The sequence below is a fragment of the Streptomyces sp. NPDC002619 genome (assembly GCF_042889305.1).
Lineage (GTDB): Bacteria > Actinomycetota > Actinomycetes > Streptomycetales > Streptomycetaceae > Streptomyces.
In genome coordinates this window covers 1-22,899 of record NZ_JBIAQV010000074.1, presented here as the reverse complement: position 1 = coordinate 22,899, position 22,899 = coordinate 1, and the positions used below count along the sequence as shown (strand labels likewise).

Here is a 22,899-nt window from a genome sequence, read left to right as displayed (position 1 = left end):
CAAGCACCGAGCCAAGCGCCACGACGTCGGCAAGACGGTCAAACGCGCCGAGTCGATCAAGGAACACCAAACCCGCCGAGGATAAACGCCAAGCTTAGGCAGCGCCTTCCATCTCACCACGCCTCCCCGCCAGCACCCGCAACTTCCACGAACTTCGGCCCGCACGGCCAGGACCTGCCATCCGTGTGCACTCGTTCGGCCCCTCGCGTGGCGGATTCGCCTGCCCGCCCGCTTTCGGGCACCTGGACACTACGGAAACGCCGGACGGCCCGTCGGCGGGGAACGCCGCCGACGATGCGGGCGAGGACCGTCACCCCTGAGCCAACTGCTCGCCCTCGTAGCGCTCGGCGGACGTGCTGGAGGTCCTGGCCGATGCGGGCCGTCCGCTGCGGGCGAAGCAGATCGCCGGCGCTGTCGGGCTGGGCAGCGATGGCTCGCGGTGGAACGGCACGACACGCCTTCGACAGCTGACCTGTTTGAGCCCGTGACGAATGCTTCGAGGAACTCGTCGCCGCATTACGGGAGCCGGTCACCGATCGGCTGAGCCACCATGAGCTGGAAGAACTCCTTGATGCCCGCGGCCGGTTGCTGCTGCGGCAGCTCCTGCGGGACCACCTCGACCTGCGCGCCCTACGCGAAGAGAGTGCGGCGAAGGTCCGCCGGCCCGAGGTGATCGGCCCCGACCGCCTGCCCCGCACCCACCTGGAGAAGGACCACCACCGGCAGCCGGCCACGCTGTTCGGAACGGTGGTGGTCCGGCGCTGTGCCTGGCGGCGGCCCCGTGTGGTCAACGCCTACCCGGCCGACGCCGCCCTGTCGCTTCGCTCTTCGGGACGGGACTGCGGTGGGGCCGCCGCAGTCCATGGTCGACCCCCTCGTGATCCGTCTCCTCACCGGGAACAGCCGGCCGGCCCTGACGCGGCTCTCCCTCGTTCCACCGGCTTGATCACCCCTGAGTCCAGACACCGATCCCCGGACAACAGGTCTTGAACCGCGGACAGCGCGGGCCGACATGCCGCGCACGGCGTAATGAGCCGCTACCGCGACTTCCCAGGTCACCGTGTGCGGAGGCAGGGACCGGCACGGGTGCAGGAATGAGGTGGCGAACCGGACCATGGGTGAGGAGGGCGTGGACCGGTCGGAGGGTTTCGGTGAGCGGCTGCTCGGCCTGCTGCTGGACAGGGCGCGGCAGATGCCGCCGCAACTGATCCCCCCGCTGATCGCGGAGGAAGTGGCCAGGATCGGCGGTCGTGACGTCTCCATCCTGCTCCAGGACTACGCCCAGGAGCTGCTGGTGCCGCTGCCGGGCAGGAAGCTGCACGTGGGCCAGCCCGAGCCGGTGGCCGACTCCCCCGCCGGCAGGGCCTTCCTGCACGCGGAAGTCGTCGAGGTACCACAGGCCCGCGGGGGCGTCCGGATGTATCTGCCCCTGCTGGACGGCAGCGATCAGGTGGGCGTACTGGCCCTGACACTGGACGCCGTCGGCGACGATGACCGGCGCCTGCTGGGCAGGCTCGCCGGCTTGGTTGCCGACATGCTGGTCACCAAGAACGCCTACACCGACCAGTTCTTCCTGGCCCGGCGCCGGGAACCGATGAGCGTGTCCGCAGAGATCCAGTGGAGCCTGCTGCCGCCGCTGTCGATGTCCGTGCCGCAGGTCAAGGTGGCCGGCATCCTGGAGCCCGCCTATCGCGTCGCCGGCGACAGCTTCGACTATGCCCTCAACGACAACATTCTGCACATGGCCGTGATCGACGCGATGGGCCACGACCTGGACGCCGCCGCGATGGCGACCGTCGCCATCGGCGCCTATCGGCATGCCCGGCGTGTGTTCATCAGTCTGGCCGAGAAGTACGCGTTCATGGACGAGGCCATCTCCCGGCAGTTCGGGCCCGACCACTTCGTGACGGCGCAGCTGATGCATCTCAACATCGCCACCGGGGAGCTGGAGATGGTCAACGCGGGCCACCCGGCGCCGCTGCTGATCCGCGAGGGCAGGGTCGTGCGGCAGTTGGAGAGCGCGACTACGCTGCCCGTCGGCTTCGGAGGCGAGCTGCCCCGGATCAAAGAGCACACGCTCCAGCAGGGTGACCGGGTGCTGTGCTACACCGACGGCATCATCGAGGAGCACGTAGCCGGCGGGAAGCCGTTCGGCGAGGAACGCCTCATCCGCTGCGTCAACCGCCTGGGAGAGGAGCCGTCAGAAGGCGTACGGGCGGATCTGCGTCGGCTCTCGCACACCCTGAAGAGGAAACGGGGTGGGCGCACCAGCGACGACGCCACCCTTTTCATGATCGAGTGGCACGGAGACGCCGCCGACCACCTCGCAGTCTTCGACTGAACACCTCGACGTCAGCCAAATCCGCACCGGACGGCGCCGCCCCGCGCGCCGGTCCGCCCCCACCGTCCTCTGTTCTCATCGGCATGTCCGAGCCGTCTCGTCACCAGGAACTCGTAACAGGCAGGCCTGCGAGGGGGGCTGGGACCGAGGCAAGCGGCGGCACCGCGCTCCCCTGGACCGACATCCGCCGAGGGTGCTCCGCAGCTCGCGGCGAGCCAACCAGCCTGCTGGAGCATCAGTCGACCCGTCCCGCCGCGACCTTGGAGGCGAACGCGGAGAGGGCTGCCGCGCCCACGGCCTTGTCCTGCTCACCGTTGCCGCCGCTGACACCGACGGCCCCGACCACCTGGTCGTCGTGGACGACCGGGAAGCCGCCGACGAAGGCGGCGAAGCGCCCCGGGTGCATGTGCTGGATGCCGAACGCCTCGTTGCCGGGGAGGGGGGACCGCCGGGGGGTCGTTGGACAGGTGGGTCGCTCGCTGGTGACCCGCGGCCGTGAACGCCTTGGCGATGGCGATCTCCACACCCGTGAGCCGCGCCCCGGTCATCCGGTGCAGCGCGATCGGATGGGCGCCGTCGTCGGCGATGCAGATGGTCTGCTTCACTCCGAGCCGCTCCGCCTCGGCCTCCGCGGCCTCCAGCATGGCAACTCGGCCTGTGCGCACGGCGGATGACCCTGCGTGGAGCACGACCAGCTCGCCGTCCAGGACCAGGTCCTCCTCCACGGGCGCCGCGGCTTCCGCGAGATCCGGGAAGGCGGCGGTCAGGTCGGCGCCCTGGCGGGACTGGATCCGCACCAGCAGGGCGTGAACCGCCTTCACGTGCTGGTCGCTGCACTTGTCCCCGACCGACACCGTGGAAAGCTGTCCGCGGACGCCGCGACCCGACTGCTCGAGGGGTGCCAGCCGACCGGAAACGCCAACCGGACACGCCTCCTCCCGGCCCAGGACCTCGTCGATGAGATAGCCGCGTTGTCCCAACGGATCGCGTTACTGGATCAGCGGATCACTCAACAGGTCGGGGCGGTCCGCACCGCCCTGACCGAGCTGGTCGGGTCGGGATCTCCCATCTGACCGCGGCCAGGATCCTGGGCAGAGTCGTCGACGTGCACCGATTCGCCACCGCAGCCGCATTCGCCGCCTATTGCGGCACCGCGCCAAGAGAGGTGTCGTCCGGAGACAGATCCCGGCATCGCTTGTCTCGTGCCGGAGACCGCCGGCTCAACTACGCGATCCAGGTCACGGCCGTAACCCAGCGGCGAATCCATCCACCTGCTCAGGCCTACGCGAACGCAAGCGCCTGGAGGGCAAGAGCCGGAAAGGAGCACGCGATGCCTCAAATGCCGCCTGACTGTAGTCATCTACCGCCAGCTCATCCGCGACTGCCGAAGCACGGAGGCTGCCCGAGCCGCTTGACACAGAGAGGTGCCTGTTGATGCACCGCTCGCGATCAGAGCCAGAGGCTCCGTGTCAGCTCCGAGCCGACCCAACACCGTTGATCAAGTTGGCGACCGCGCAGTCGCCCAGGAGCGCGGGCCGCCCCGCGGCATTCGACGGCGCGGCCGGGATGTGGCCCAACTCGATGACGGTAGTCACCCGTTGGGAGCGATGAGCACCTTCATGACCTCCGCGGAGCGAAGCGTCTCGAATGCCTCCAGCGCCTCCTCGAGCGGCATGATGGCCGTCGTGAGGTCGTCCACCCGAATGTCACCGCGGGTCAGCAGGTCGATCGCATCGTCGAACTCGGATCCATAGACGAAGGATCCGCGGATGGTGATCTCCTTGAGGAGAACCGTGTCGGGATCGAAGCCGCCGCCGGGCCCCGCCCCCACGTCGACAAGTACGCCATCATGGACCAGCAGCTGGATGGCCTGCTGTCGTGCCGCCGCGCTTCCCGAGCACTCGATCACCACGTCCACCGCCATCTCGCCGAGTTCGGCAAGGACTTGGTCAGGAGTCAGGGTGACATCGGCATGCGAAGCCGGGCCGAAGCGGCGGCGCTCCGGTGCCGGCTCGACCAGGACGATGCGGGCGGCCTTCCGGTGGGCGGCGATGCGGCAGGCAAGCTGTCCGATCGGTCCGCCACCGTACACCGCCACGGTGCGGCCGGTGAGATCACCGGCCAGTTCCACGGCCCGTAGCGCCGTGGCCGTGGGTTCGACCCAGGCCGCCTCGACCCGACCCATCGCCTCGGGCACGGCCCGCAACGTTCCGGGGAAGGCGGCCATCCTCCGTGCGAGGGCTCCGTCCTTCTGCAGCCCGAGCGCGGTCTCCATGGTCGCCTGGTGGCAGAAGTTGGGCCGGCCGGCGACGCAGTCCGCGCAGACACCGCACACGTTGCCGTTCGGGTTGATGGTGACGCGCTGGCCCACGTGCCACCCCGTCACCGAGTCCCCGACATGGCTGATCCGTCCCGACGACTCGTGCCCCATGACGAAACCGCCGCGATAAACCTGCGGCAGATGCGGGGCGTGCAGGTCGCTGCCGCAAATTCCGCACAGGTCAATGTCCACGATCACCTGATCGTGACGGGGCTCGGGCTCGGGCCTTGACTCGAGCACGATCCTCCTGTCCGCAGTGAGAACGACGGCTTGGGCAGCGGTCATGGCTTGCTCCTTCATGGCTTGCTCCTTTCGTAGCGGAAGCGTCCTACGCGGCTATGGCCCATTCCGGCGGCATGTGCTCAGCGTCGCTGGGAATGGCCCGCCCACGGCCTATGCGCTCTTGAACTGCGCGGTGATGGTGGCCACGCGCTTGCCCTGGTAGACGGCGGCGGCGCGTGCGGTGACGTCGACAGGGACGGCCCCCCGGCCGTTGACGTGGGTGGTGCTGTAGGGATTTCCGTTGGTGAACTTCATGGGATCGGTGTAGCCGGGCGTGGCGGGACACATCCAACGCCGCCCGGGTGCAGCGTTCCGGCTCCGGGAATCAGGTGAAGTTGGCCCCGCCGTCGACGAGGAACGACTGGCCGTTGACATAGGCGCCGTCGTCGGAGAAAAGGAACGCCACCGTCCCGGCGAGGTCCTCCGGCACGCCCAGTCGCGGTGCCCGTACGGAGGCCAGGATCTCCTCGCGGAACTGCTCGTCGGTCGCTGCGAGGGCAGCGGGAGTGAGGATCACGCCGGGCGAGATCAGGTTGGACCGGACGCCGTGCTTGCCGCCGACTGTCGCGGCGTGCCGGGTGAGCCCCACCAGACCGCTCTTGGCGGCTTGGTAGGCGACGTGTACGTCCTCGCCCATCCACACCGAGCTGGACATGGTGTTCACGATCGATCCGGTGCCCTGCTCCATCATGATCGGCAGAGCGTGGCGGATGCCGTACATGTAGCCGGTGAGAGTGACATCGATGGTGTGGTCCCAGACGTCGAGCGGCACCGAGGTGATGTCGCCGTCTCTGCCGAGGGTTCGCGCGGAGAGGTCGGCGGCCACGTTGTACAGACCGTGCAGGCCGCCGAAGCGCTCCACCGTGAAGCCGATCAGCTCCTTGTACGACGACTCGTCCGTGATGTCGAACGCCTTGGCCACCGCGGTTCCCCCGGAGGCGCTGATCGTGTCGGCGACCGCCTTGGCGTTGGCCTCGTTGAAGTCCGCCGCCACAACCTTCATGCCTTCCTCCGCCAGACGGATCGCTGTAGCCCCGCCGATGTTCCCTGCCGCGGCGCCCGCGACGATGGCCACCTTCCCCTGCAGTCCTCGCATGATTCTGTCTCCTTCTTCGGTGCTTTCGGTCCGGCGGCGCCGGAAGGGCCGCCGGACCGGTGGTGCGTGATGTGCCGTGGCTGCTGTGCGCCAGGGGTGCAACGGGCCTGCTGTATCGCCGAACGTCACGTGGTGCTGTGCCTGGACACGGTCGGATACCGGGGCGGTGCCCAGGAGCTTTCCTCATAGTCGGTTTTTGAGTGCCCCCCTTCGGCTGCCCGAAGGGGGGCGCGGCTGGCCGGCGTCGTGTGAGGTCGCGTGGCCGGCAGCGCACCGTGCCGGTCCGTCTGCAGCGATCACTGGCGTGGTGTCCGCCGGCAGATGTGCGGCGGCGGACGGTGATGCTTACTGGCTCAGGGCTTGAGGACCAGCTTGCCCGTGGTGGCCCCGCTTTCCAGGAGACGGTGCACCTCGGCGGCCTCGGCCAGGGGGAAGGCGTGTGTGGCCGGTACGCGGACCTGTCCCGAGCCGACCCACCCGATGAGCTGCTGCAGGGCCGCGATCGCGGTCGGCAGCCGCAGCTCGAACCACGGGCCGAGGTTGAAGCCCACCACCGACTGGTTGGGGGCCGGGTCGTAGAGCCACGGCAGGATGGCGGTCTCGTCCAGCCGGCCGGGGGTGCCGCTGACCGACCCGAATACGACCAGACTGCCGAAGGGCGCGAGGAGCCCGAGGGACTCGCTCAGCCGGTCACCGCCGGACATCTCGAGCGCCGCGTCGACGCCCGTGCCTCCGGTGAGGTCCCTGACCGTCTTCACCCAGTTGGGATCGCTGTAGTCGATGGCGTGGTCGGCGCCGAAGTCGAGGGCGATCTGCCGCTTCGCCTCTGTGCTCGCTCCTGCGATGACGTTGCCGGCGCCCAGGAGTTTGGCGATCTGCACCGCATATCCGCCCACGCCGCCGGCCGCGGCCGGGATGAACACGCTCTGGCCCTCCTTGATGCCGAGGGTCTCGGTGAGCATCACGGTCGCGGCGAGCCCCGCTACCACGATGCCCGCCGCCGCGTCGGGCTCCAGCCCCGGGGGGATGGGGATCACGTTGGGAGCGAAGGCGATGGCGAGTTCCGCATACCCTCCGGATGCGTCGGCGCCGACCATTGCGAACACGGGCGTGCCCACGGCGGGACCGTCGACGTTCTCTCCCAGGGCCACGACGGTGCCGGACACCTCCGCGCCGGGGACGAACGGCGACGGCGTGGGAACGGGGTAGTCGTCGCCGCGCCGGCGCATGACATCGGAGAAGTTCACCGCGGCAGCCTCGACACGGATCAGGATCTGTCCCGGACCCGGTTGCGGATCGGGCAGGTCCACCAGGCGCAGGACCTCCGGGCCGCCTTGTTCGGTCATTTGAATGGCTTTCATCATGTACTCCAGTTGGGGTGGGTGACCGGCGTCCAGCTAGAGGGCCTGGACACAGGTGGTGGCGACCGGCTCCTTGTCGGGCCGGGTTGGGTCGGCAATCGGGTCGATGCTCGAGTCGGCGAGGACCTTCATGGTCTGGGCCGGTACTGCGACGCGGCGAAGTCGTCGAGCGCGCGAAGGGTTCCGGATGTCGCCGATGATCGGCTCGGTCCCAGCTCCGTCGGCTTTCGCAGCCGACTCCGCGTTGCGTACGACGGCTACAACCATGTGCCCGTGCTCCAGCAGCACCCGCAGTACGGGGCCGCCCACGAAACCGGTTGTTCGTGTCAGCAGAACACTCATCTCGATCGCTTCCCTGCTTCAGCGGTTTTAGCTGTTCGAGACAGGTAACCAGCCCGGGGTCGCCATCCATTCCCATCGGAGCAGAAATTTTTCTTCCTGCCTGTCGCAGACAGCGATCCGGGCGAATCTCGTGGACGACTCCGGGAGCCAGCGATGAAAGGGGTGGGGGCGAGCGCGAGGCCTCGAGGTTGTCGCAGCGCGGCGCCATGGGGTGCCTTGTCCCTGTCTGGAACAGCTATCATGCGAGCATGACGTCGGCGTGGGAGGCCAGAGGGCGCGTAGCGTCGCCCACCGCTGCGGCCAGCGGCCCCATCAGTAACGCCCTCATCCGAGTGACGCAGCTGCACGTGATGCGAGCCCGCCAGTTGTTCCGTGACCTGGGCCTGCACCCGGGTCACGAACTGCTGATGATGTACTTGTGGGATACAGGTCCGCGGCGGCAGTCCGACCTGGCGGCGGCTTTCGATACCGACTCGGCCTCGATGACCCGGACAGTCCAGCGCCTGGAACGAGCCGGCTTCGTCCGCCGCCGGCCCGACCCCAGCGACGGGCGGGCCACCCTCGTCGAGACCACCCCCGCCGGCATGGCGCTTCGCGGCCAGGTCGAGAAGCTCTGGGCCGACCTGGAGGACGTGACCACTGGCGACATGACGCAGGACGAGCGCCGGGTGCTCCTCCATGGCCTCGAACGGGTGGAGGACAACCTGGCGGCCCGCCAACGGCCCGATCCAGCGAGTGCCGACTAGCTGTTCTGTCCACGGAGGTCAGGGACGGTGGCTGGTCCGGGAGCAGCGTTGGTTCGCTACGTGCTGAGGGTGTCGGCGAGTTGGGCGAGTTTCTGTGCGGTTGGACTGCCGGGACCGGCGTGGTGTACGACGAGGAGTTGGCCGTCGATGCCGGCGAGCAGGAGTCGTTCGTAGCGCAGGTCCAGCCGCCCCACCTGCGGATGGTCTATCTGTGAGGCGCCGGCGCCTCGGGGGCTGACGTCGTGGCGAGCCCACAGGCGGCGGAAGGTCTCGCTGTCTGCGGAGAGTTCGTTCACCAACTCGACGATGCGTGGATCACCGCCGTCCGGGCCGATGAGGGCGTGCAGGCTGGCGACGGCGCGGATGGTCATTTCGCCCCAGTTGAGGTAGAGGGAGCGCATGCGCGGGTCGAGGAACGCGGACCGTACGGCGTTCATGCCTGGCTCGTTGCTGGGGGCCAGCGCGATGGCCAGGGGGTTGGCCGTCAGGACGTCCATGTAGCGGTTCAAGACCACGGCGGGGGTGCTCGTCCAGGATGTGTTGATCAGTTGCTGGATGCCGGGAGGAACCCGCTCGTCGTCGAGTGTCGGGCTGCCGTGTCGCGGAGCGGGGGTGGCCAGGGCGTGCAGATGCCGGGTCGCGTCCAGGTCGAGCTGGAGGACGCGGGCGAGGGCATCGAGGACGGCCGGTGACGGGTTCTGGTCGCGTCCTTGTTCCAGGCGCAGGTAGTACTCGCTGCTGATGCCGGCGAGCAGGGCGACTTCCTCGCGGCGCAGGCCGGGCACCCGGCGGCGGCCCCCGCCGGGCAGGCCGACGTTCTTGGGGTCGACGAGGTCACGACGCGCTCGGAGGTAGTTGCCGAGGTGGTTGGCGCTCACGTGCTCCACGGTACGAGGCATTCCTCCCCCAGCCTGGCCGACTCCGTCGGCTGATGACCTGTGGCCGGGTTTCCTGGTCCTGGCACTACCAGTGTTGATACGGCCCTGGCTGGGCTCGAGGCACGGAGCAACGATGACAAGGACAAGTAGTACGGAACATTACGATTTCCGTGTGCATGACCCTATCTGCAAGGTGAGCGCAGTGAGCAGTCTCGAACAGCAGAGTCCGGCCGTCGGCTTCATCGGGCTGGGAGACCAGGGCGCCCCCATGGCCCAGGCGATCGGGGACCGTGGCTTCCGCCTCCACGTATGGGCCCGGCGCCCGGCGTCGCTGGTGGCGGTGGCCGACGTCCCGCATACCGTTCACGCCACGGTCGTCGATCTCGTGGCCGCCAGCGACATCCTGGCGCTGTGCCTGCGCGATGACAGCGACATCTGGGACGTTCTGAATACCCCGGGGGTTCGCGAGCACCTCCGGCCGGGGACGGTTGTCGTCAATCACGGCACCGGGGATCCGGGCGAGAACGTGACGATCGCCGAGTCTCTGCGCAGCCTTGGCGCCTCCTACTTGGATGCTCCGGTCAGCGGCGGCGGCCCGGGGGCGAAGGCACGCACCCTGACCACGTTCGTCGGCGGCGACGAGGGCGCCTTCGAGCGGTGCTCACCGGTATTCGCCACCTTCTCCACCCGCGTCAGCCGCATGGGCCCGGTCGGGAGCGGTCAGATGACCAAGCTCCTCAATAACGCCATGACGATGTCGAACCTGAAGAACGCCGTGGACCTGGTCCGCCTCGCCCAGCAGCTCCACGTGGGCATCCCGGCCGTCCTCGACGTGATCTCCGACAGCAGCGGAGGCAGCGCCGTACTGCGTGCGCTCGGCACCGTCATCACCCCCGAGATCGCACCCCACCTGCAGGGCCTGATGCGCAAAGACATCGAGCACTTTGCCGACGCCGTACGCGCCCAGGGCGTGGACCCGGAGGAACTGCGCCGCCGCGCGCTGGCCGGCGCCGACGGCCTGGTGGAGGCGGTCGCCCTCGCCACCGCACCAGGCCACGCGGCCTGACCCCCCTCACCGTCTGATGCCCACCGCGCCCCTCCGCGCGGGCACCCCGAACTTCCACTCCCACGCACTCTTGCGAAAGAAATCTGATCATGACTCGCATCACGACCCCCTTCGGCTTCTCCTCCACCGCTGAAGAAGTAGCCCGGGGCATCGACCTCTCCGGACGGCGCGCGATCATCACCGGCGCCAGCTCAGGCATCGGCATCGAGACCGCCCGGACCCTGGCAGCTACCGGCGCCCAGGTGACGCTGGCCGTACGCAACACGGCAGCCGGTGAAGCAACCGCTGCCGACATCACCGCGACCACCGGCAACAAGGACATCCACGTAGCCCGCCTCGATGTCTCGGACCGGACCTCAGTGGACGCCTTCGTACAGGCGTGGGACGGGCCGCTCCACCTCTTGGTCAACAACGCCGGGATCATGGCCACGCCCGAACTCGAACGGACCCCCGAGGGTTGGGAGATGCAGTTCGCCACCAACCACCTCGGCCACTTCGCCCTGGCCACCGGCCTGCACGACGCGCTGGCCGCCGACGGCAACGCCCGCATCGTGGTTGTCAGTTCCAGCGGCCATCTGATCTCCCCGGTCGTCTTCGACGACATCAACTTCTACTACCGCCCTTACGACCCGCTGGTTGCCTACGGCCAGTCCAAGACCGCCACCGTGCTCTTCGCCGTCGAGGCCAGCCGTCGCTGGGCGGCCGACGGGATCACCGCCAACGCGCTGATGCCCGGCGCCATCGCCACCAATCTCCAGCGTCACACCGGCGGCCTCAAGACGCCGCCCGAGCGCCGCAAGTCCCCCCAGCAGGGCGCCGCAACCTCCGTGCTGCTGGCCACCTCCGCTCAGCTGGAAGGCATCGGCGGCCGTTACTTCGAAGACTGCAACGAAGCCATCCCGGTCTCCGACGGCAACGGCTGGGCCGGTGGCGTCGCACCGTACGCGCTCGACGCGACCAACGCGGAACGCCTGTGGGAGGAGTCCCTGCGACTCCTGTCCTGACCTCCTCCGCCACGTGGACCCGGACTGTGGTTCCGTCGGCGGGTACTTTCTCGGCGGCCGCGGTCTCTTCGACGGCGGAAACCTGCTGGAGGGTGAGCGTCGTGTAGGGGGCGGGGAGACCGGCGTCAGCGTGACGCCGGGTGCGAGGTAGCGGTCGATCTCGTCGGCTCCGGTCAGGTAGGCGGTAAGGAACTCCCTGACGGCAGTGGACAGATCCCCCTCCGGGACGGTCACGCCGGCCGGCGGCTTCGTCACCTCGACCCGGGCCGGGCCGGCCACCGCACCTGGGGCGCCGGTCACCGTAAATGAGGCGCCTGCCCGGTCGGTGGCCACCGGCACCGTGTGGTAGCGCATCAGTTGGTCGGCGTACTGCGCGGCCACCGTCACCGACCACGCGCCGCCTTCGCGCTGCGCACCGCCGTCATGGACTGCGGCGATCCAGCCGCCGGCCCGGGCGCCACCGTTCCCGAGCGGCGCGCGGGTACCGCTGTGCAACTGGCCCTCGGGGAGGACGAAGCCGAACGCGTTGGCCAGCCGGTTGACGATGTTCCGCACCAGGCTGACGCGCCGCGCTTCCTGCACCGCGTGCCTGGGCAGGCCGCCGATCGCGGCGACGGCCTCGGGGGCGACCAGGCGGTCCGGCGTCCGGCAGATCGGGTCAGGTCAGGTCTAGGAACTCCCGGACGGCGCGCAGTTGCGGCCGGGCCGACCCGGGATCGTCCGGGTCGATCTCGCCGTGCCCGGCGATGCGGGTGAGCTCGGCGTGCGAGTCGATGCAAAACGGGCACCGGTGCACAGCGCGAGGTATTCGCGCTCCCCCGCGGTGCGGAAGGCGACCGGGAAGCCCCTTCAAGTGTCGCGCGGCACGTTCAGGCGGGTCCGAAGCGCCGTGGCGATCTGTTCAGCCGCGGCGAGTTGGTCCGGCGTAAGGGGAGTCACGAACAGTTCACGTACGGCGCGCAGATGGGGCAGGGAAGCGTTCCGGAACGCCTCCGCACCCTCGGGCATGAGCACCACCTCGGCGCCTCGGCTGTCGGTGACGCACTCCTCGCGCCGGATCAGCCCTCGCCGCTCCATGCGCCCGATCTGATGCGAGAGACGACTGCGCTCCCAGCCGATGCGGGCCGCCAGTTCGGAAGAGCGCAGCCGCCGCCCTTCCGCTTCCCGCAGCGCGAGGAGTACGGCGTAGTCGCCCGGCGACAAGGAAGTCTCGCGCTGCAGGCGTGACGAGAGCTCGGAACGGAGCGCTTCCATCGTCTCGAAGAAGTCCCGCCAGATCCGCAGTTCCTCAGCGGTGGGATATTCCTTCCGTCGCTGCGTCATGACGCCACCCCTTTTGTTGACACGTCAATCATATAGAGTGATGATTGACGTGTCAATTAACGGCACCGTGCCGCACACGGGCGAAGAGCGCAGCAGGAGGAGTCCATGACGGCCCAAGGCTTCGAACTGGGGCTCAACTCGTTCGGGGAGGTAGCGACCGATGCCGACGAAACACTGAGCGACGCCGAGACGGTTCGCCTGATCGTCGAGGAGGCCAAGCTCGCCGAAGCCGTGGGGCTCGACGTGTTCAGCGTCGGTGAGCACTACCGCCGAGGCCACAACGACAGCGCCACCCCCGTCCTTCTCGCCGCGATCGCCACCGCGACGGAACGCGTCCGGCTGGGCACCTCGGTGACCGTACTGAGCACGAACGATCCGGTGCGGCTGTACCACGAGTTCTCCACCCTGGACGCCGTCTCCAACGGGCGCGCCCAGCTCGTGCTCGGGCGGGCATCGGCCACCGAGTCGTTCCCACTGTTCGGCTACGACCTCGCTGACTACGAGGAGCTGTTCGAGGAGAAGCTCGACCTGTTCATGCGTCTCCAGCGAGAGGAGACGGTGACCTGGTCGGGGAAGTTCCGGCCGCCGCTGGTCGAGCAGCAGCTGCATCCCCGGATGCCCCCCGGTGGCATCCCCACCTGGATCGGTGTGGGTGGTAGCCCCAACTCCGTGGTCCGCGCGGCCCGTTACGACCTGCCGCTCATGCTGGCCATCATCGGGGGACGCCCCCAGCGCTTCGCCGGCCACGTCGAGCTCTACCACCGCGCACTCGAACAACTCGGCCACGCCAGGCGGCCGGTCGCCCAGCACTCGCTGGGCCTCGTCGCGGACACCGACGACGAGGCGGTCGAGACCTGGTGGAAGTACTGGCAGCCGGTCGTGGCCCAACTTGCAAAGGAACGCGGCTTCTACCAGCCGACCCGCGAGCGCTACATGGCGGAAGTCGAGACAGGCGCGCTCTTCGTCGGCTCACCCGAGACCGTCGCTCACAAGATCGCCACGGTGGCCCGCGACCTGCGCCTGAGCCGGTTCGACCTCAAGTACGACGTCATGAACCTGCCCCGCGAAGCCCGGGCCCGCACCATCGAGCTGCTGGGCCGCGAAGTCGCCCCGCGGGTGAAGCAACTGCTCACGAAGGAGCCCACCCATGTCTGATCTCGTCTTCGGTCTCGACACCTTCGGCGATGTGCCGCAGGACGACTCGGGAAACCCGGTGTCCGACGCGCGGGCCATCCGGCAGGTCGTCGACGAGGCCGTTCTCGCAGAGGAGACCGGCGTCGACGTCATCGCCCTCGGTGAACACCACCGCCCGGAGTTCGCGATCTCGACTCCGGAGACCGTCCTCGCCGGCATCGCCACGCGTACCCAGCGCATTCGGCTGGCCTCGGGCGTGACCGTGCTGAGCTCCGACGACCCGGTCCGCGTCTTCCAGCGCTTCGCCACCGTGGACGCGCTCTCGAACGGCCGGGCCGAGGTCATCCTCGGGCGCGGCTCCTTCACCGAGTCGTTCCCCCTCTTCGGATACGACCTGAGCGACTACGACGTGCTGTTCGAAGAGAAGATCGAGCTCTTCGCCAAGCTGCTGGAGGAGAAGCCCGTCACCTGGAGCGGCACCAAGCGGGCGCCGCTCGAAGGCGCCGACGTCTTCCCCAAGACCGAGTCCGGGCACCTGACCACCTGGGTCGGAGTGGGCGGAACACCCCAGTCGGTCATCCGCACCGCGCACTACGGCTTGCCGCTCATGATCGCCATCATCGGCGGCAGCCCGGAGCGCTTCGCGCCCTACATCGACCTCTACGAACGCGCCGCCGACCAGTTCGGCACGACCGCCCATCCGGTCGGAATGCACTCGCCCGGCTTCATCGCCGACACGGACGAGGAGGCCCGGGAGCTGCACTGGCCGCACTACCGGGTCGTCCGTGACCGCATCGGCGCGCTGCGGGGCTGGCCGCCGATCCGCAAGGAGGAGTACGACGCCGAGATCGGGCACGGCTCCCTCTACATCGGCTCTCCCGAGACGGTCGCCCGCAAGATGGCCCGTGCCATCAAGGCACTCGGCGTCGGCCGGTTCGACCTCATCTACACCTCAGGGGCACAGCCGATCAGCGCCCGCCTGCGCGCCGTCGAGTTGTACGGCACCAAGGTGATCCCGATGGTCCGCGACATCCTCGCAGGCTGACGCCATGAACGGAGAACACATGGACTCCACCGCAGTGCGCACGGTCGGCATCCTGGGTGCGGGGAAGGTCGGGACCGTCCTGGCCCGACTCGCCCTGGGAGCCGGCTATCGCGTGCTCATCGCCGGATCCGGTGACCCCGCCGAGATCGCCCTCACCGTTGAAGTGCTCACGCCTGGCGCTGTCCCGGTCGCCGCCGTGCAGGCGGCGGCCGAGGCGGACGTGGTCATCCTGGCGCTCCCGCTCGGCAAGTACCGCACCATCCCGGCCGAGGAGCTGCGGGGCAAGCTCGTCATCGACGCGATGAACTACTGGTGGGAGGTCGACGGCATCCGCGACGACCTCACCGACCCGCTCACATCCTCGAGCGAAATCGTGCAGGCCTACCTGCCCGGAGCACGGGTGATCAAGGCGTTCAACCACATGGGATACCACGACCTCGAGGACGGGGCCCAGCCCGCGGGGACGCCGGGACGCAAGGCGATCGCGATCGCCGGTGACGCTCCCGACGACCTCGCCACCGTCGCGCGCCTCGTCGACACTGTCGGCTTCCACCCCGTCATGGCAGGCCCCCTCGCCGAAGGGGTACGGCTCGAACCGGGCACCGAGCCGTTCGGCGCCAACGTCGGCGCCGAGGAACTGCGCGCGATGCTTAACCGCTTCCCGGAATCCGACCGCGGACGCAGCGTGATCAGCGCACGGACCGCTGCCGCGGCGTCGACCGAACACGCCGCCTGACCCCTCGCCCTGCCCGCCATGATTCAAACGTGGCCGGCCGTACCAACTGGGCGCCGACGGGCGGACGGAAGTCTTCCCGCACCAGGCGGAGCAGGAACTCGGCCATCCCCATGTCCTAGTGACCTGACTCAGAGGTACGTCGTTGGTGTGAATCGTCGTGGACCGAAGATCCCGCCGCTGTCCGAAACGGATGCCCAGCGTGCTGTGCTTGAAGTGTCGGGACCCGCGGGGTCACTTCACCCGGCAACGACCCCAACCGGCAAGCCAGACGATCTTCACCGTGGACACCCACCCACGACCAGCACGAGTACCCCGTCCGCCCCTCACAACAGAGCCGTGACCTGCAAATGTCACGATGCACAGGACTCTGTGCGGTTCGGGCTGGGTCGCCCCGCTCGACAGCGACGCGCACCATGGGGGTTGACCTGCCGTCCACACTCTCGCGGAGGTGACCCCGATGGAGCGGCCCGTGGGACGAGTCAAGAGGGACGAAATCGTGATCACCGGGTCCTGACGCCCGGTCCGGCGAACGGACTCGAAGATGCTGATGCCCCACGCCGGAACCGTCGCCGCGGCGCTGCGGGCCTGCCGTTACGCCCAGGCCGGTCTGCTGCGCCGTAGGAGCCCGCGCCTGCGCGGGGCTCAGGGCGGCTCCACCCCGAGGGTAGGCCCGATGACGGGACGCTGACACCCGGCCTTCCGGAACCGCCCGGCTCGTCACCGTCGGCGGTCGGGCTCGACCCTGCTGGTCCCGAGGCTGACCATGTCGACCGCGCAGCCCCCACTCGCGCATCACATGCGCCCTCGCTCCAGCGTCGTCATGGGCTCCACGGTGACCGCGCCGGAGGTCATCACATCGCCTATCTGACTGGTCATGTAGCGGACCACCGCCCGAAGCCGTCACATGCTCTCTGTCGCCACATGCTGTCTATCGCGAGGCGGTGGCCTGGCTCGCCCAGTCCCGCCCCTAGCCGGCCACCGGCACCGCAGGCGGGGGCGGGGCAGAGGAAGGCATGCCACGTTCGACGGGCCGCAGGCCGCGCGACTGGCGTGCACGACCGCACGTCATGAGCGCGCTCCCAAGATTCGCCACCACTGATGGATTAGGCCGTTACTCCAGGGAACCCGACAAAGGAGAAATCGCCAACAACAGGAGGCACGTCATGATCGCCCTCGGCATTATTCTGCTCATCATCGGTTTCCTCACGGGAATATCCATCCTGTGGACCATCGGCATCATCCTGACCGTGGTCGGCGCTGTCTTGTGGGTCATGGGGTCCATGGGCCATGCATTCGCTGGCCGGCGCCACTACTGGTGAGCGTAACGACGCTTTCATCCGTCATCGAGGCCGGATTCCGGAGTTCAACCTCAGGACCGGCGCGGGTCCATGGAGGGAGCGGCACGGGTGTTTCGTGTCCGAGGCCGTTCTGGATCAGCTTGATGGCAAAAGCTGATAGCTGGCGCACAAGGAGCGGGATCCCGGTTCCTACGTCACTGGGATCCCGCTCCTTGTGCGCCACACGGTGCAGCCAAAGAGGCCGCGGGTCAGGCGGCGGCCAGACCCCGCAGCCCTGCACGGGGTGTCTGCGCAAGCCGGAGCTGACCGGCGTGCCTGAACCGGCGTCGGACGAACGCGTCGGACAACTGACTTCCCCCACCGGGCCGTCATGGGGGAAATCGCCGAGCACAACCTGAAGACGGCTGGACCTGATCGGATCGCCGTTGCTGTCATCCGGCAGTGGATCCGCTCGTGATCCGCGAGCGGAATCCACCGTCCCAACTGTCCTCGCCGCGCTTCCCGAACTTGCTCCCTACGCGCGCGACTCAGTCGTACTGCACCCCGTGCGGGTAGAGCCGGACCGCGGGGACAGCTCGATCGGCGGTCCGCTGCTTTGGCCGAGTGACGAGCCGTGGCCCAAATGCTCCTTGCCCGACGAGGGCAGCCCTGCCGGCATACCTGCAACGGCCATGGTGCCGGTCGCGCAGATTTTCCGGCGCGACGCACCGGGACAGTGGTGGCCCGCTGACATCGACCTCCTGCAGATCCTTTGGTGCCCCGATGAACACTGGGATCCTCCGGCCCAGCAGGCTGACGTCAGTCCTGTGATCGAGGTGCAGGTTCATCAGCCGCACCACGTCGAGCATTGACGCCTCCCTGGCGGCTTGCGGTCGGGATGGTTCCAATGACGACCAGGATGATTCCGAGCGTGATCACTTTGGCCTCCCCACTCCGCGTGGGCACCTCCAAGCCACCCTCGGAAAGGAGCTGCGGCTGGTTTGTGAACGTCACGTCTCGGTGACTTCCTTGGTCCTCTCCCCTGGTGTACCGGTTAAGCGTTGTCCCGTAAATGATCTTTAGTGTGCCGGATGACCTGCTTGTTTCTCCGTCACGCAGCCAGGGCGAGGTTGTGCAGGCGGGCGATGCCGAGCATGGCGTGGTGGACGCCGTCGCCTTTGAGGCGGCAGTCACGCAGAATCTTCCAGGTCTTCATGCGGGCGAAGGCGTGCTCGACGCGGGCTCGGACTTTGCGGTGGGAGGCGTTGTGTTCCTCTTTCCAAGCCGGGAGTTCGGCCAGCCCGCGTTAGCGGCGGTGCGGGATGACCAGGCCGGTGCCGCGATAGCCGCCGTCCGCGATGACGGTGGTGTGGCCGACGGCGTCTTTCGCGCCGGCCAGCTCCCATGCCTTGCAGTCGTTGCGGTTGCCGGGCAATGGCCGACCGACGGCGAAGACGAGCCGGGGGTCGACATCGATGACGACCTGATGATTGGTCGAGTAGCGGTAGTTTTTCGACTGCTCGGCGACTTGGTGGTCGCGGGTGGGGACCAGGGTTCCGTCCACAATCAGCAGGGTGTTCCTGCGGAACCGTTTGCGCGGCTGGAGTGCAAGCAAGGGCCCGAGGTGGTTGATGATGCGGTCGGCGGCCGACTTCGAGATGCCGAATCGCTGCGCCAGTTGGCGCAGTGTGAGGTTGGTCCGCCAGTAGGCGGCGACCAGGAGCACACGGTCCTCCAGTGGCAGGCTCCAGGGCCGGCCCTTGCGCACCGGGTCGGCGCCCTCGCGCCGCAACGCTGTGATCAGCTTGCCGAACCGACGTGGGCTCACCCTGGCGAACGGGGCTATCCAGGACCGCACCGACGCCGTGATCACACCAGCCACGTGGAGATCATCCCACTGCAAGATCACACACTGGGCCCCTTCGAAGGCAAGGGCCGCCTCTGCCTCGTGGGCGTGGAAATCCCTTTGCCAGGATTTACCTCGTGACTCGAGACTGAGGTCATGCTCGGATTCGTCAGGACCGACAACGAAGCCCTCGTCGCGTACCTGGGCGACCCTCAGCGCACCGTTGCGGCATACCGCGAGCTGCTGCGACGCGGAGAGACCGCACTGAGCGCCATTCGCGCCGGTCTGCGTGACGAGAATCCGGCCGTCCGTGAGGGCTGCTGCCGCCTTATCGATCACCTGGTCGACACCGAGTCAATGGGCGAACTCGTCGCCATGGCCGACGACCCGGACGCCCGCGTCAGGATCGCCGCATTCCACGCTCTGGCCTGTGACCGGTGCAAGGGCGACACCTGCGCACCGGGCCCGGACCGGGTCCTCGAACCCTCGCTGCACCACCTGGTCTCAGACCCCGACCCGCACGTCCGGGCAATGGCTGCCGAACTCGTCGGCAAGTTCGCCCACTCCGATGCACGCGCCCTTGCCGCCTTGAAGGCGTCCCACGCCAACGACCCGAGCCCCGCAGTACGGAAGAAGGCGGGCTGGTTCACACCCGGCGGGACCATCTACGAACGGACCCTTCCGCCCGCGACCCGATAAGCGGGACAGCCTTTACCTTTACTCACGCGGTGAGCAGCCGGTTAAAGAACGAGCGGTAGTGCCGCAGAGCCGTGCGCAGGTCCTCGGTGCTCACCTGCTCACCGCGATTCCACTGGCCTTCCAACTCCTGCTTGTGTTCGGCGAAGGTAGTAGCCAGTGTTTGCATGACATCAGCGACCAGGGCGTCGGCGGTATGCACCGCGTCGCGCGGGTCGTCCACGAACTCGTTTTGGATCTCCCGCCAGCGCGCGCGGAAGCCTTCCTCGTCCTCCGTCGTAAGTAGCTGCGGGGCTTCGTCCTCCGCCGGGGTGGCTCGTTCGTCGGCTCGCTGCTCGGCGGGCTCATTCGCCGCGGCGGTGCTCTCACCGGGGAAGGTGGGGACCTCGGGCTGGGGCTCTGCCGATTCGTCCAGGCGCCGGCCGCGGGGCTCGGCGAGATCCTCTGTGGACAGGCCGCCTTCGGTGGGATCTGGTCGGTGTTCGTGTCGCATGGTTCCTCCGTCCCCGGCCGACCGGACACGTGTCGGTGGGATGGCGAGTGGTTCAGGCCCCGGCGCGCCGGGCCTGGCCGCCACCGGAGAGCAGTTCGTCGAACAGGTCGCGGTAGCGCACCATTGCCCCCCGTAGCTGTTCGGTTGTCGCCTGTTGCTTGGTGCTGAGCGCGTTGATCTCGTGGGCGGCTCGGTAGTGTTCGAGCGTGCGGCCATGCTCGACGGAGAGGTCCTTTAGCTGCTGTTCGAAGCCCTCGGTCGGGTAGCCGCGCTCGCGCATCAGAGAGGTCACCAAGCGGTCGGCGTCGTGCACGGCATCCTCGGGCCGGTCCACGAACTCTTCCTGCACGCTGGTCCAGTCCCGGGTGTACCGGTCTCGGACGCTGCTTTGCAGCGGCTTGATGTCGAGGGAGTCATGGCGCTTTTCACGTGCGCTGAGTTCGCGCTCGGCGGCCAGTCGGCTGTCGGCGCCCTCAACTGTTCGTTCGTACTCCGGGCCGAATCGTTCACGCAGATGGCGCCGGCGCACCACGAGTGCCGCAGCCACCGCGATCAGGACAACCACCACTACGACGGGGATGATGATCGCTAGAAGTGTCCCTGTTGACATCTGGTCGACCCCCTTGCATTCGCCGGGTACGTCCCATCAACCATCTTGCCTCTAAGCCGCCGAGAAGGGCATCCGGTGCAGTTCTCGGTGCGGCCGGCGGTGCCGGAGTAATGGCGCTGCACGCCGGCCGAGGTGGTGCCCTTGGTGAGGAAGCCGGTGTCGTCGAGGATGAGGATCCCGTCGGGCTCGCCGAGCCGCCTGTCGCGCCGGCAAGAGCGAGTCCCGGAACGCCGTCCACGGCCCGATGCCTCCTCGCCGTGCCGTCCGCTCCGCACATCGGCCGGCGCGATGCATGTCCTGCGCGCCCTCGGCTTCACGGCGCTCTTCAATCGTCGGGCTCGCCCCCTGTCCGCCTCGTCCGGCTCGGACGGACAGTGGCAGTGGTTCCGTGAGTCCAGCCATACCTGCTGCCGTGGGGGCGGTGGCGCAACTGTGTCACCTCGGTCTGGCCGTCGACGGCCCCCGGCGCGCTGCCGCCCGTTGCAGCACGCACGAAGTATCCGACCGGAGTTCATTCTCCGGGGGCCAGGGCGTCGGCGAGCACCCGAGCAGCGTCGGCGATCAGTGCGTTGTCCACGGCCGCGTGCTGTGCCGGCTTGGACGACAGCACGACCAGCATGATCGGCGTCTTCTCGGTCGTCCAGGCGACGCCGATGTCGTTGGCGCTCGCGTAGTCTCCGGTGCCCGTCTTGTCCGCGACGATCCAGTCGCCCGGCAGTCCGGCACGGAACCGTTCGCCGCTGGTGGTGTTGCCCTTCAGCCAGGCGATGAGGCGCTGCCGACCGGCGTCGTCCAAGGCCCGGCCCAGCGTCAACCGTTCCAGGCTCCGGCCGATAGCCCGGGGTGTGGTCGTGTCACGTGGGTCGCCAGGGACCGCTGCGTTCAAGTCGGTCTCCCAGCGGTCGAGTCGGCTCACCGTGTCACCGATCGACCGGAAGAAGCCGGTGAGACCGTCGGGACCCCCGATCTGGCGGAGCAGGAGGTTGCCCGCCGCGTTGTCGCTGTGCTGGATGGCGGCCGCACACAGGTCGCCCACGGTCATACCGGTGTCGACGTGCTCTCCAGTGACGGGTGAGTTGGGCAGGATGTCCTGGGCCGGGTAGTGGATCACCTTGTCCAGCGGCGCGCAGCGACCGTGGTCGCGCAGGATCGCCGCGGCGGCAAACGTCTTGAACGTCGAGCACATCGCGAACCGCTCCTCGGCGCGGTGGGCCACGACCCGGCCGGTGCGGGCGTTGCGGGCGAACACGCCGAGGCGCGCGCCGTACTGCCGCTCCAGGTCGCGCAAGGCGGTCTCGGCGCCGTGTGGTCCGGAGGCACTGGCAGCCGCCGAGGCGTCCTGGGCCGCAACGGGCTGCATGAGCAACGCAGTTGACAGGGCGAGGCCCGCCTTGAACACGCCGCGCCGCGGCAGCGGTGTGGCACTGGTCATGAGTACAGGTCTTCCGGGTAGTCCGTCGTCGATGTTCGTCGCGGGCCCTCGACGAGGGACAGCGAAACAGCTGAAGCCCACCCATGTCCAAGAGTGATCGTTGAACGCGCCATAACTTATTGGTACCAGTTGCGGATGGACCTCCTGGCGCACCTCGAGGCGTACATCGCGGCCGTCGACGAGGCGAGCTTCTCGCGCGCGGCCGACCGGCTCGGCATCGCCCAGCCACTGCTGAGCCGACGCATCAAGACCCTTGAGGAGTACTACGGCGGACTGCTGTTCGACCGCTCGCGGCGTCAGGTCACGATCACCGAGTTCGGCGTTCTCCTGCTGCCGTACGCCCAGGACGTACTGGACCGGGCACAGCGGCTGCGTCAGATCGCCGAGTCGGCCGGCCGGTCGGCGGTACGTGCCGTGGCGGTGCCGGCGGACTGCGATCCCGCGGCGCTGGCACGGATCATCCGCGCCGGTGCCGAGTACGGCACCCCTCTCGCGGTGCGCGATCTGCCGCCGGACGAGAGGGAATCGGGCCTGGCCGACGGTTCCTGATCCCACTCACCCGGCCCGAACAGCTCGTTCTGCTCCGGGCCACGGTCCTGCCCACGCCATGCCGCGGCCTGCCGCACGTCCTGCGCTGGTCGAGCTGGCGACGCCGACACCAGCATCGCGCTGCCGCCTGTCACCGCCGCTGGAACGAGGCCAGCGCAGCAGCAACCACATGACTATCAACCACAAGATCACAATCTACAGCTGCCGTGTCAGTGGCGGTTGCCTCACTAAGAACTCCTAACAAAAATGGCTCATTGGCCTTGGAATGCCGGTGTCCGTCAGGCTGTTGACCCGCACATGAGGAGGGGTCAGCAACTGCCGT

Annotated in this window: 27 protein-coding genes and 3 pseudogenes; 14 read left to right on the top strand and 16 right to left on the bottom strand. The window is 68.3% G+C overall.

What is annotated here, in order from left to right:
* The first annotated feature begins 1,114 nt into the window (after positions 1–1,114).
* The gene (locus ACFYXB_RS42760; RefSeq protein WP_389590656.1) at positions 1,115–2,341 is read left to right on the top strand and encodes a PP2C family protein-serine/threonine phosphatase; all 1,227 of its coding nucleotides are present in this window, start codon (positions 1,115–1,117) and stop codon (positions 2,339–2,341) included.
* Positions 2,342–2,576: 235 nt separating this feature from the next.
* Here the strand turns inward: ACFYXB_RS42760 and ACFYXB_RS42755 are convergent, their stop codons facing one another.
* A complete protein-coding gene (locus ACFYXB_RS42755; protein ID WP_389590652.1) occupies positions 2,577–2,747 on the bottom strand; it encodes a heme-binding protein in 171 nt (56 codons plus the stop codon).
* A gap of 115 nt (positions 2,748–2,862) precedes the next feature.
* Positions 2,863–2,985: pseudogene (locus tag ACFYXB_RS42750) on the bottom strand (heme-binding protein); the annotation flags it as partial.
* A gap of 36 nt (positions 2,986–3,021) precedes the next feature.
* On the opposite strand from ACFYXB_RS42750, the gene ACFYXB_RS42745 reads away from it, so the two are divergent.
* Positions 3,022–3,414: a hypothetical protein gene (locus ACFYXB_RS42745; protein WP_389590657.1), complete on the top strand. Its 393-nt coding sequence runs from the start codon at positions 3,022–3,024 to the stop codon at positions 3,412–3,414.
* A gap of 32 nt (positions 3,415–3,446) precedes the next feature.
* A complete protein-coding gene (locus ACFYXB_RS42740) occupies positions 3,447–3,776 on the top strand; it encodes a transposase (RefSeq protein ID WP_389590650.1) in 330 nt (109 codons plus the stop codon).
* Between the two features lie 156 nt (positions 3,777–3,932).
* On the opposite strand, the gene ACFYXB_RS42735 is transcribed toward ACFYXB_RS42740, so the two are convergent.
* The 5 genes from ACFYXB_RS42735 to ACFYXB_RS42715 form a co-directional block, all read right to left on the bottom strand.
* On the bottom strand, positions 3,933–4,946 hold the full coding sequence (locus ACFYXB_RS42735; RefSeq protein WP_389590648.1) for a zinc-binding dehydrogenase: 1,014 nt from the start codon (positions 4,944–4,946) through the stop codon (positions 3,933–3,935).
* A gap of 108 nt (positions 4,947–5,054) precedes the next feature.
* The gene (locus ACFYXB_RS42730) at positions 5,055–5,198 is read right to left on the bottom strand and encodes a hypothetical protein (protein ID WP_389590646.1); all 144 of its coding nucleotides are present in this window, start codon (positions 5,196–5,198) and stop codon (positions 5,055–5,057) included.
* A gap of 70 nt (positions 5,199–5,268) precedes the next feature.
* Positions 5,269–6,039 (bottom strand): SDR family NAD(P)-dependent oxidoreductase, encoded by a 771-nt coding sequence (locus tag ACFYXB_RS42725; protein WP_389590644.1) that lies wholly within the window; start codon positions 6,037–6,039, stop codon positions 5,269–5,271.
* A 353-nt stretch (positions 6,040–6,392) separates the two neighbouring features.
* Positions 6,393–7,385 (bottom strand): zinc-binding alcohol dehydrogenase family protein, encoded by a 993-nt coding sequence (locus tag ACFYXB_RS42720; RefSeq protein ID WP_389590643.1) that lies wholly within the window; start codon positions 7,383–7,385, stop codon positions 6,393–6,395.
* A 51-nt stretch (positions 7,386–7,436) separates the two neighbouring features.
* Positions 7,437–7,742, bottom strand: a complete 306-nt coding sequence (locus ACFYXB_RS42715; protein ID WP_389590641.1) for an NAD(P)H-binding protein — start codon at positions 7,740–7,742, stop codon at positions 7,437–7,439.
* A 332-nt stretch (positions 7,743–8,074) separates the two neighbouring features.
* Between ACFYXB_RS42715 and ACFYXB_RS42710 the strand changes: the two genes are divergently transcribed.
* Positions 8,075–8,488 (top strand): MarR family winged helix-turn-helix transcriptional regulator, encoded by a 414-nt coding sequence (locus ACFYXB_RS42710; RefSeq protein ID WP_351355952.1) that lies wholly within the window; start codon positions 8,075–8,077, stop codon positions 8,486–8,488.
* A 56-nt stretch (positions 8,489–8,544) separates the two neighbouring features.
* Here the strand turns inward: ACFYXB_RS42710 and ACFYXB_RS42705 are convergent, their stop codons facing one another.
* The gene (locus ACFYXB_RS42705) at positions 8,545–9,366 is read right to left on the bottom strand and encodes a helix-turn-helix domain-containing protein (protein ID WP_389590639.1); all 822 of its coding nucleotides are present in this window, start codon (positions 9,364–9,366) and stop codon (positions 8,545–8,547) included.
* Positions 9,367–9,568: 202 nt separating this feature from the next.
* On the opposite strand from ACFYXB_RS42705, the gene ACFYXB_RS42700 reads away from it, so the two are divergent.
* On the top strand, positions 9,569–10,432 hold the full coding sequence (locus ACFYXB_RS42700; protein WP_389590638.1) for an NAD(P)-dependent oxidoreductase: 864 nt from the start codon (positions 9,569–9,571) through the stop codon (positions 10,430–10,432).
* 89 nt (positions 10,433–10,521) lie between these two features.
* Entirely contained in the window at positions 10,522–11,436 is a 915-nt protein-coding gene (locus tag ACFYXB_RS42695; protein ID WP_389590637.1) for an SDR family NAD(P)-dependent oxidoreductase, read from the top strand.
* A 658-nt stretch (positions 11,437–12,094) separates the two neighbouring features.
* Here the strand turns inward: ACFYXB_RS42695 and ACFYXB_RS42690 are convergent.
* Both ACFYXB_RS42690 and ACFYXB_RS42685 read right to left on the bottom strand, forming a co-directional pair.
* Positions 12,095–12,232 (bottom strand): hypothetical protein, encoded by a 138-nt coding sequence (locus ACFYXB_RS42690; protein WP_389590635.1) that lies wholly within the window; start codon positions 12,230–12,232, stop codon positions 12,095–12,097.
* 53 nt (positions 12,233–12,285) lie between these two features.
* Positions 12,286–12,759 (bottom strand): MarR family transcriptional regulator, encoded by a 474-nt coding sequence (locus ACFYXB_RS42685; protein WP_351367808.1) that lies wholly within the window; start codon positions 12,757–12,759, stop codon positions 12,286–12,288.
* 105 nt (positions 12,760–12,864) lie between these two features.
* Here ACFYXB_RS42685 and ACFYXB_RS42680 point away from each other — a divergent pair, with 105 nt between their 5' ends.
* From ACFYXB_RS42680 to ACFYXB_RS42655, 6 genes are all read left to right on the top strand, one after another.
* Entirely contained in the window at positions 12,865–13,914 is a 1,050-nt protein-coding gene (locus ACFYXB_RS42680; RefSeq protein ID WP_389590633.1) for an LLM class flavin-dependent oxidoreductase, read from the top strand.
* A complete protein-coding gene (locus ACFYXB_RS42675) occupies positions 13,907–14,938 on the top strand; it encodes an LLM class flavin-dependent oxidoreductase (protein ID WP_389590632.1) in 1,032 nt (343 codons plus the stop codon). Before ACFYXB_RS42680 ends, ACFYXB_RS42675 begins: the two co-directional genes overlap by 8 nt.
* A 19-nt stretch (positions 14,939–14,957) precedes the next feature.
* Entirely contained in the window at positions 14,958–15,674 is a 717-nt protein-coding gene (locus tag ACFYXB_RS42670; protein ID WP_389590630.1) for an NADPH-dependent F420 reductase, read from the top strand.
* A 541-nt stretch (positions 15,675–16,215) separates the two neighbouring features.
* Complete coding sequence (locus ACFYXB_RS42665; protein ID WP_389590628.1) at positions 16,216–16,362, top strand: hypothetical protein; 147 nt, start codon at positions 16,216–16,218, stop codon at positions 16,360–16,362.
* Positions 16,363–16,837: 475 nt separating this feature from the next.
* Entirely contained in the window at positions 16,838–16,993 is a 156-nt protein-coding gene (locus ACFYXB_RS42660; RefSeq protein WP_389590627.1) for a DUF6131 family protein, read from the top strand.
* Positions 16,994–17,601: 608 nt separating this feature from the next.
* Complete coding sequence (locus ACFYXB_RS42655) at positions 17,602–17,823, top strand: hypothetical protein (RefSeq protein WP_389590626.1); 222 nt, start codon at positions 17,602–17,604, stop codon at positions 17,821–17,823.
* 239 nt (positions 17,824–18,062) lie between these two features.
* Here ACFYXB_RS42655 and ACFYXB_RS42650 read toward each other — a convergent pair.
* Positions 18,063–18,833 (bottom strand): annotated as a pseudogene (locus tag ACFYXB_RS42650) (transposase).
* A 120-nt stretch (positions 18,834–18,953) separates the two neighbouring features.
* Between ACFYXB_RS42650 and ACFYXB_RS42645 the strand changes: the two are divergent.
* Positions 18,954–19,496 (top strand): HEAT repeat domain-containing protein, encoded by a 543-nt coding sequence (locus ACFYXB_RS42645; RefSeq protein ID WP_389590625.1) that lies wholly within the window; start codon positions 18,954–18,956, stop codon positions 19,494–19,496.
* Between the two features lie 22 nt (positions 19,497–19,518).
* On the opposite strand, the gene ACFYXB_RS42640 is transcribed toward ACFYXB_RS42645, so the two are convergent.
* The 4 genes and pseudogenes from ACFYXB_RS42640 to bla all read right to left on the bottom strand — a co-directional run bounded on the left by ACFYXB_RS42640 (position 19,519) and on the right by bla (position 21,956).
* Positions 19,519–19,986 carry a hypothetical protein gene (locus tag ACFYXB_RS42640; protein ID WP_389590623.1) on the bottom strand — a complete coding sequence of 156 codons (468 nt, stop codon included), beginning with the start codon at positions 19,984–19,986 and terminating at the stop codon, positions 19,519–19,521.
* A gap of 52 nt (positions 19,987–20,038) precedes the next feature.
* Positions 20,039–20,596: a hypothetical protein gene (locus tag ACFYXB_RS42635; RefSeq protein WP_389590621.1), complete on the bottom strand. Its 558-nt coding sequence runs from the start codon at positions 20,594–20,596 to the stop codon at positions 20,039–20,041.
* 77 nt (positions 20,597–20,673) lie between these two features.
* Positions 20,674–20,790, bottom strand: a pseudogene (locus tag ACFYXB_RS42630) (transposase); the annotation flags it as partial.
* A gap of 317 nt (positions 20,791–21,107) precedes the next feature.
* Positions 21,108–21,956 carry a class A beta-lactamase gene (gene bla / locus ACFYXB_RS42625; protein ID WP_389590654.1) on the bottom strand — a complete coding sequence of 283 codons (849 nt, stop codon included), beginning with the start codon at positions 21,954–21,956 and terminating at the stop codon, positions 21,108–21,110.
* A gap of 207 nt (positions 21,957–22,163) precedes the next feature.
* Here bla and ACFYXB_RS42620 point away from each other — a divergent pair, with 207 nt between their 5' ends.
* A complete protein-coding gene (locus ACFYXB_RS42620) occupies positions 22,164–22,577 on the top strand; it encodes a LysR family transcriptional regulator (RefSeq protein WP_389590619.1) in 414 nt (137 codons plus the stop codon).
* A gap of 130 nt (positions 22,578–22,707) precedes the next feature.
* Here ACFYXB_RS42620 and ACFYXB_RS42615 read toward each other — a convergent pair.
* On the bottom strand, positions 22,708–22,899 hold a 192-nt coding region (locus tag ACFYXB_RS42615), incomplete at its 5' end, for a hypothetical protein (protein WP_389590617.1).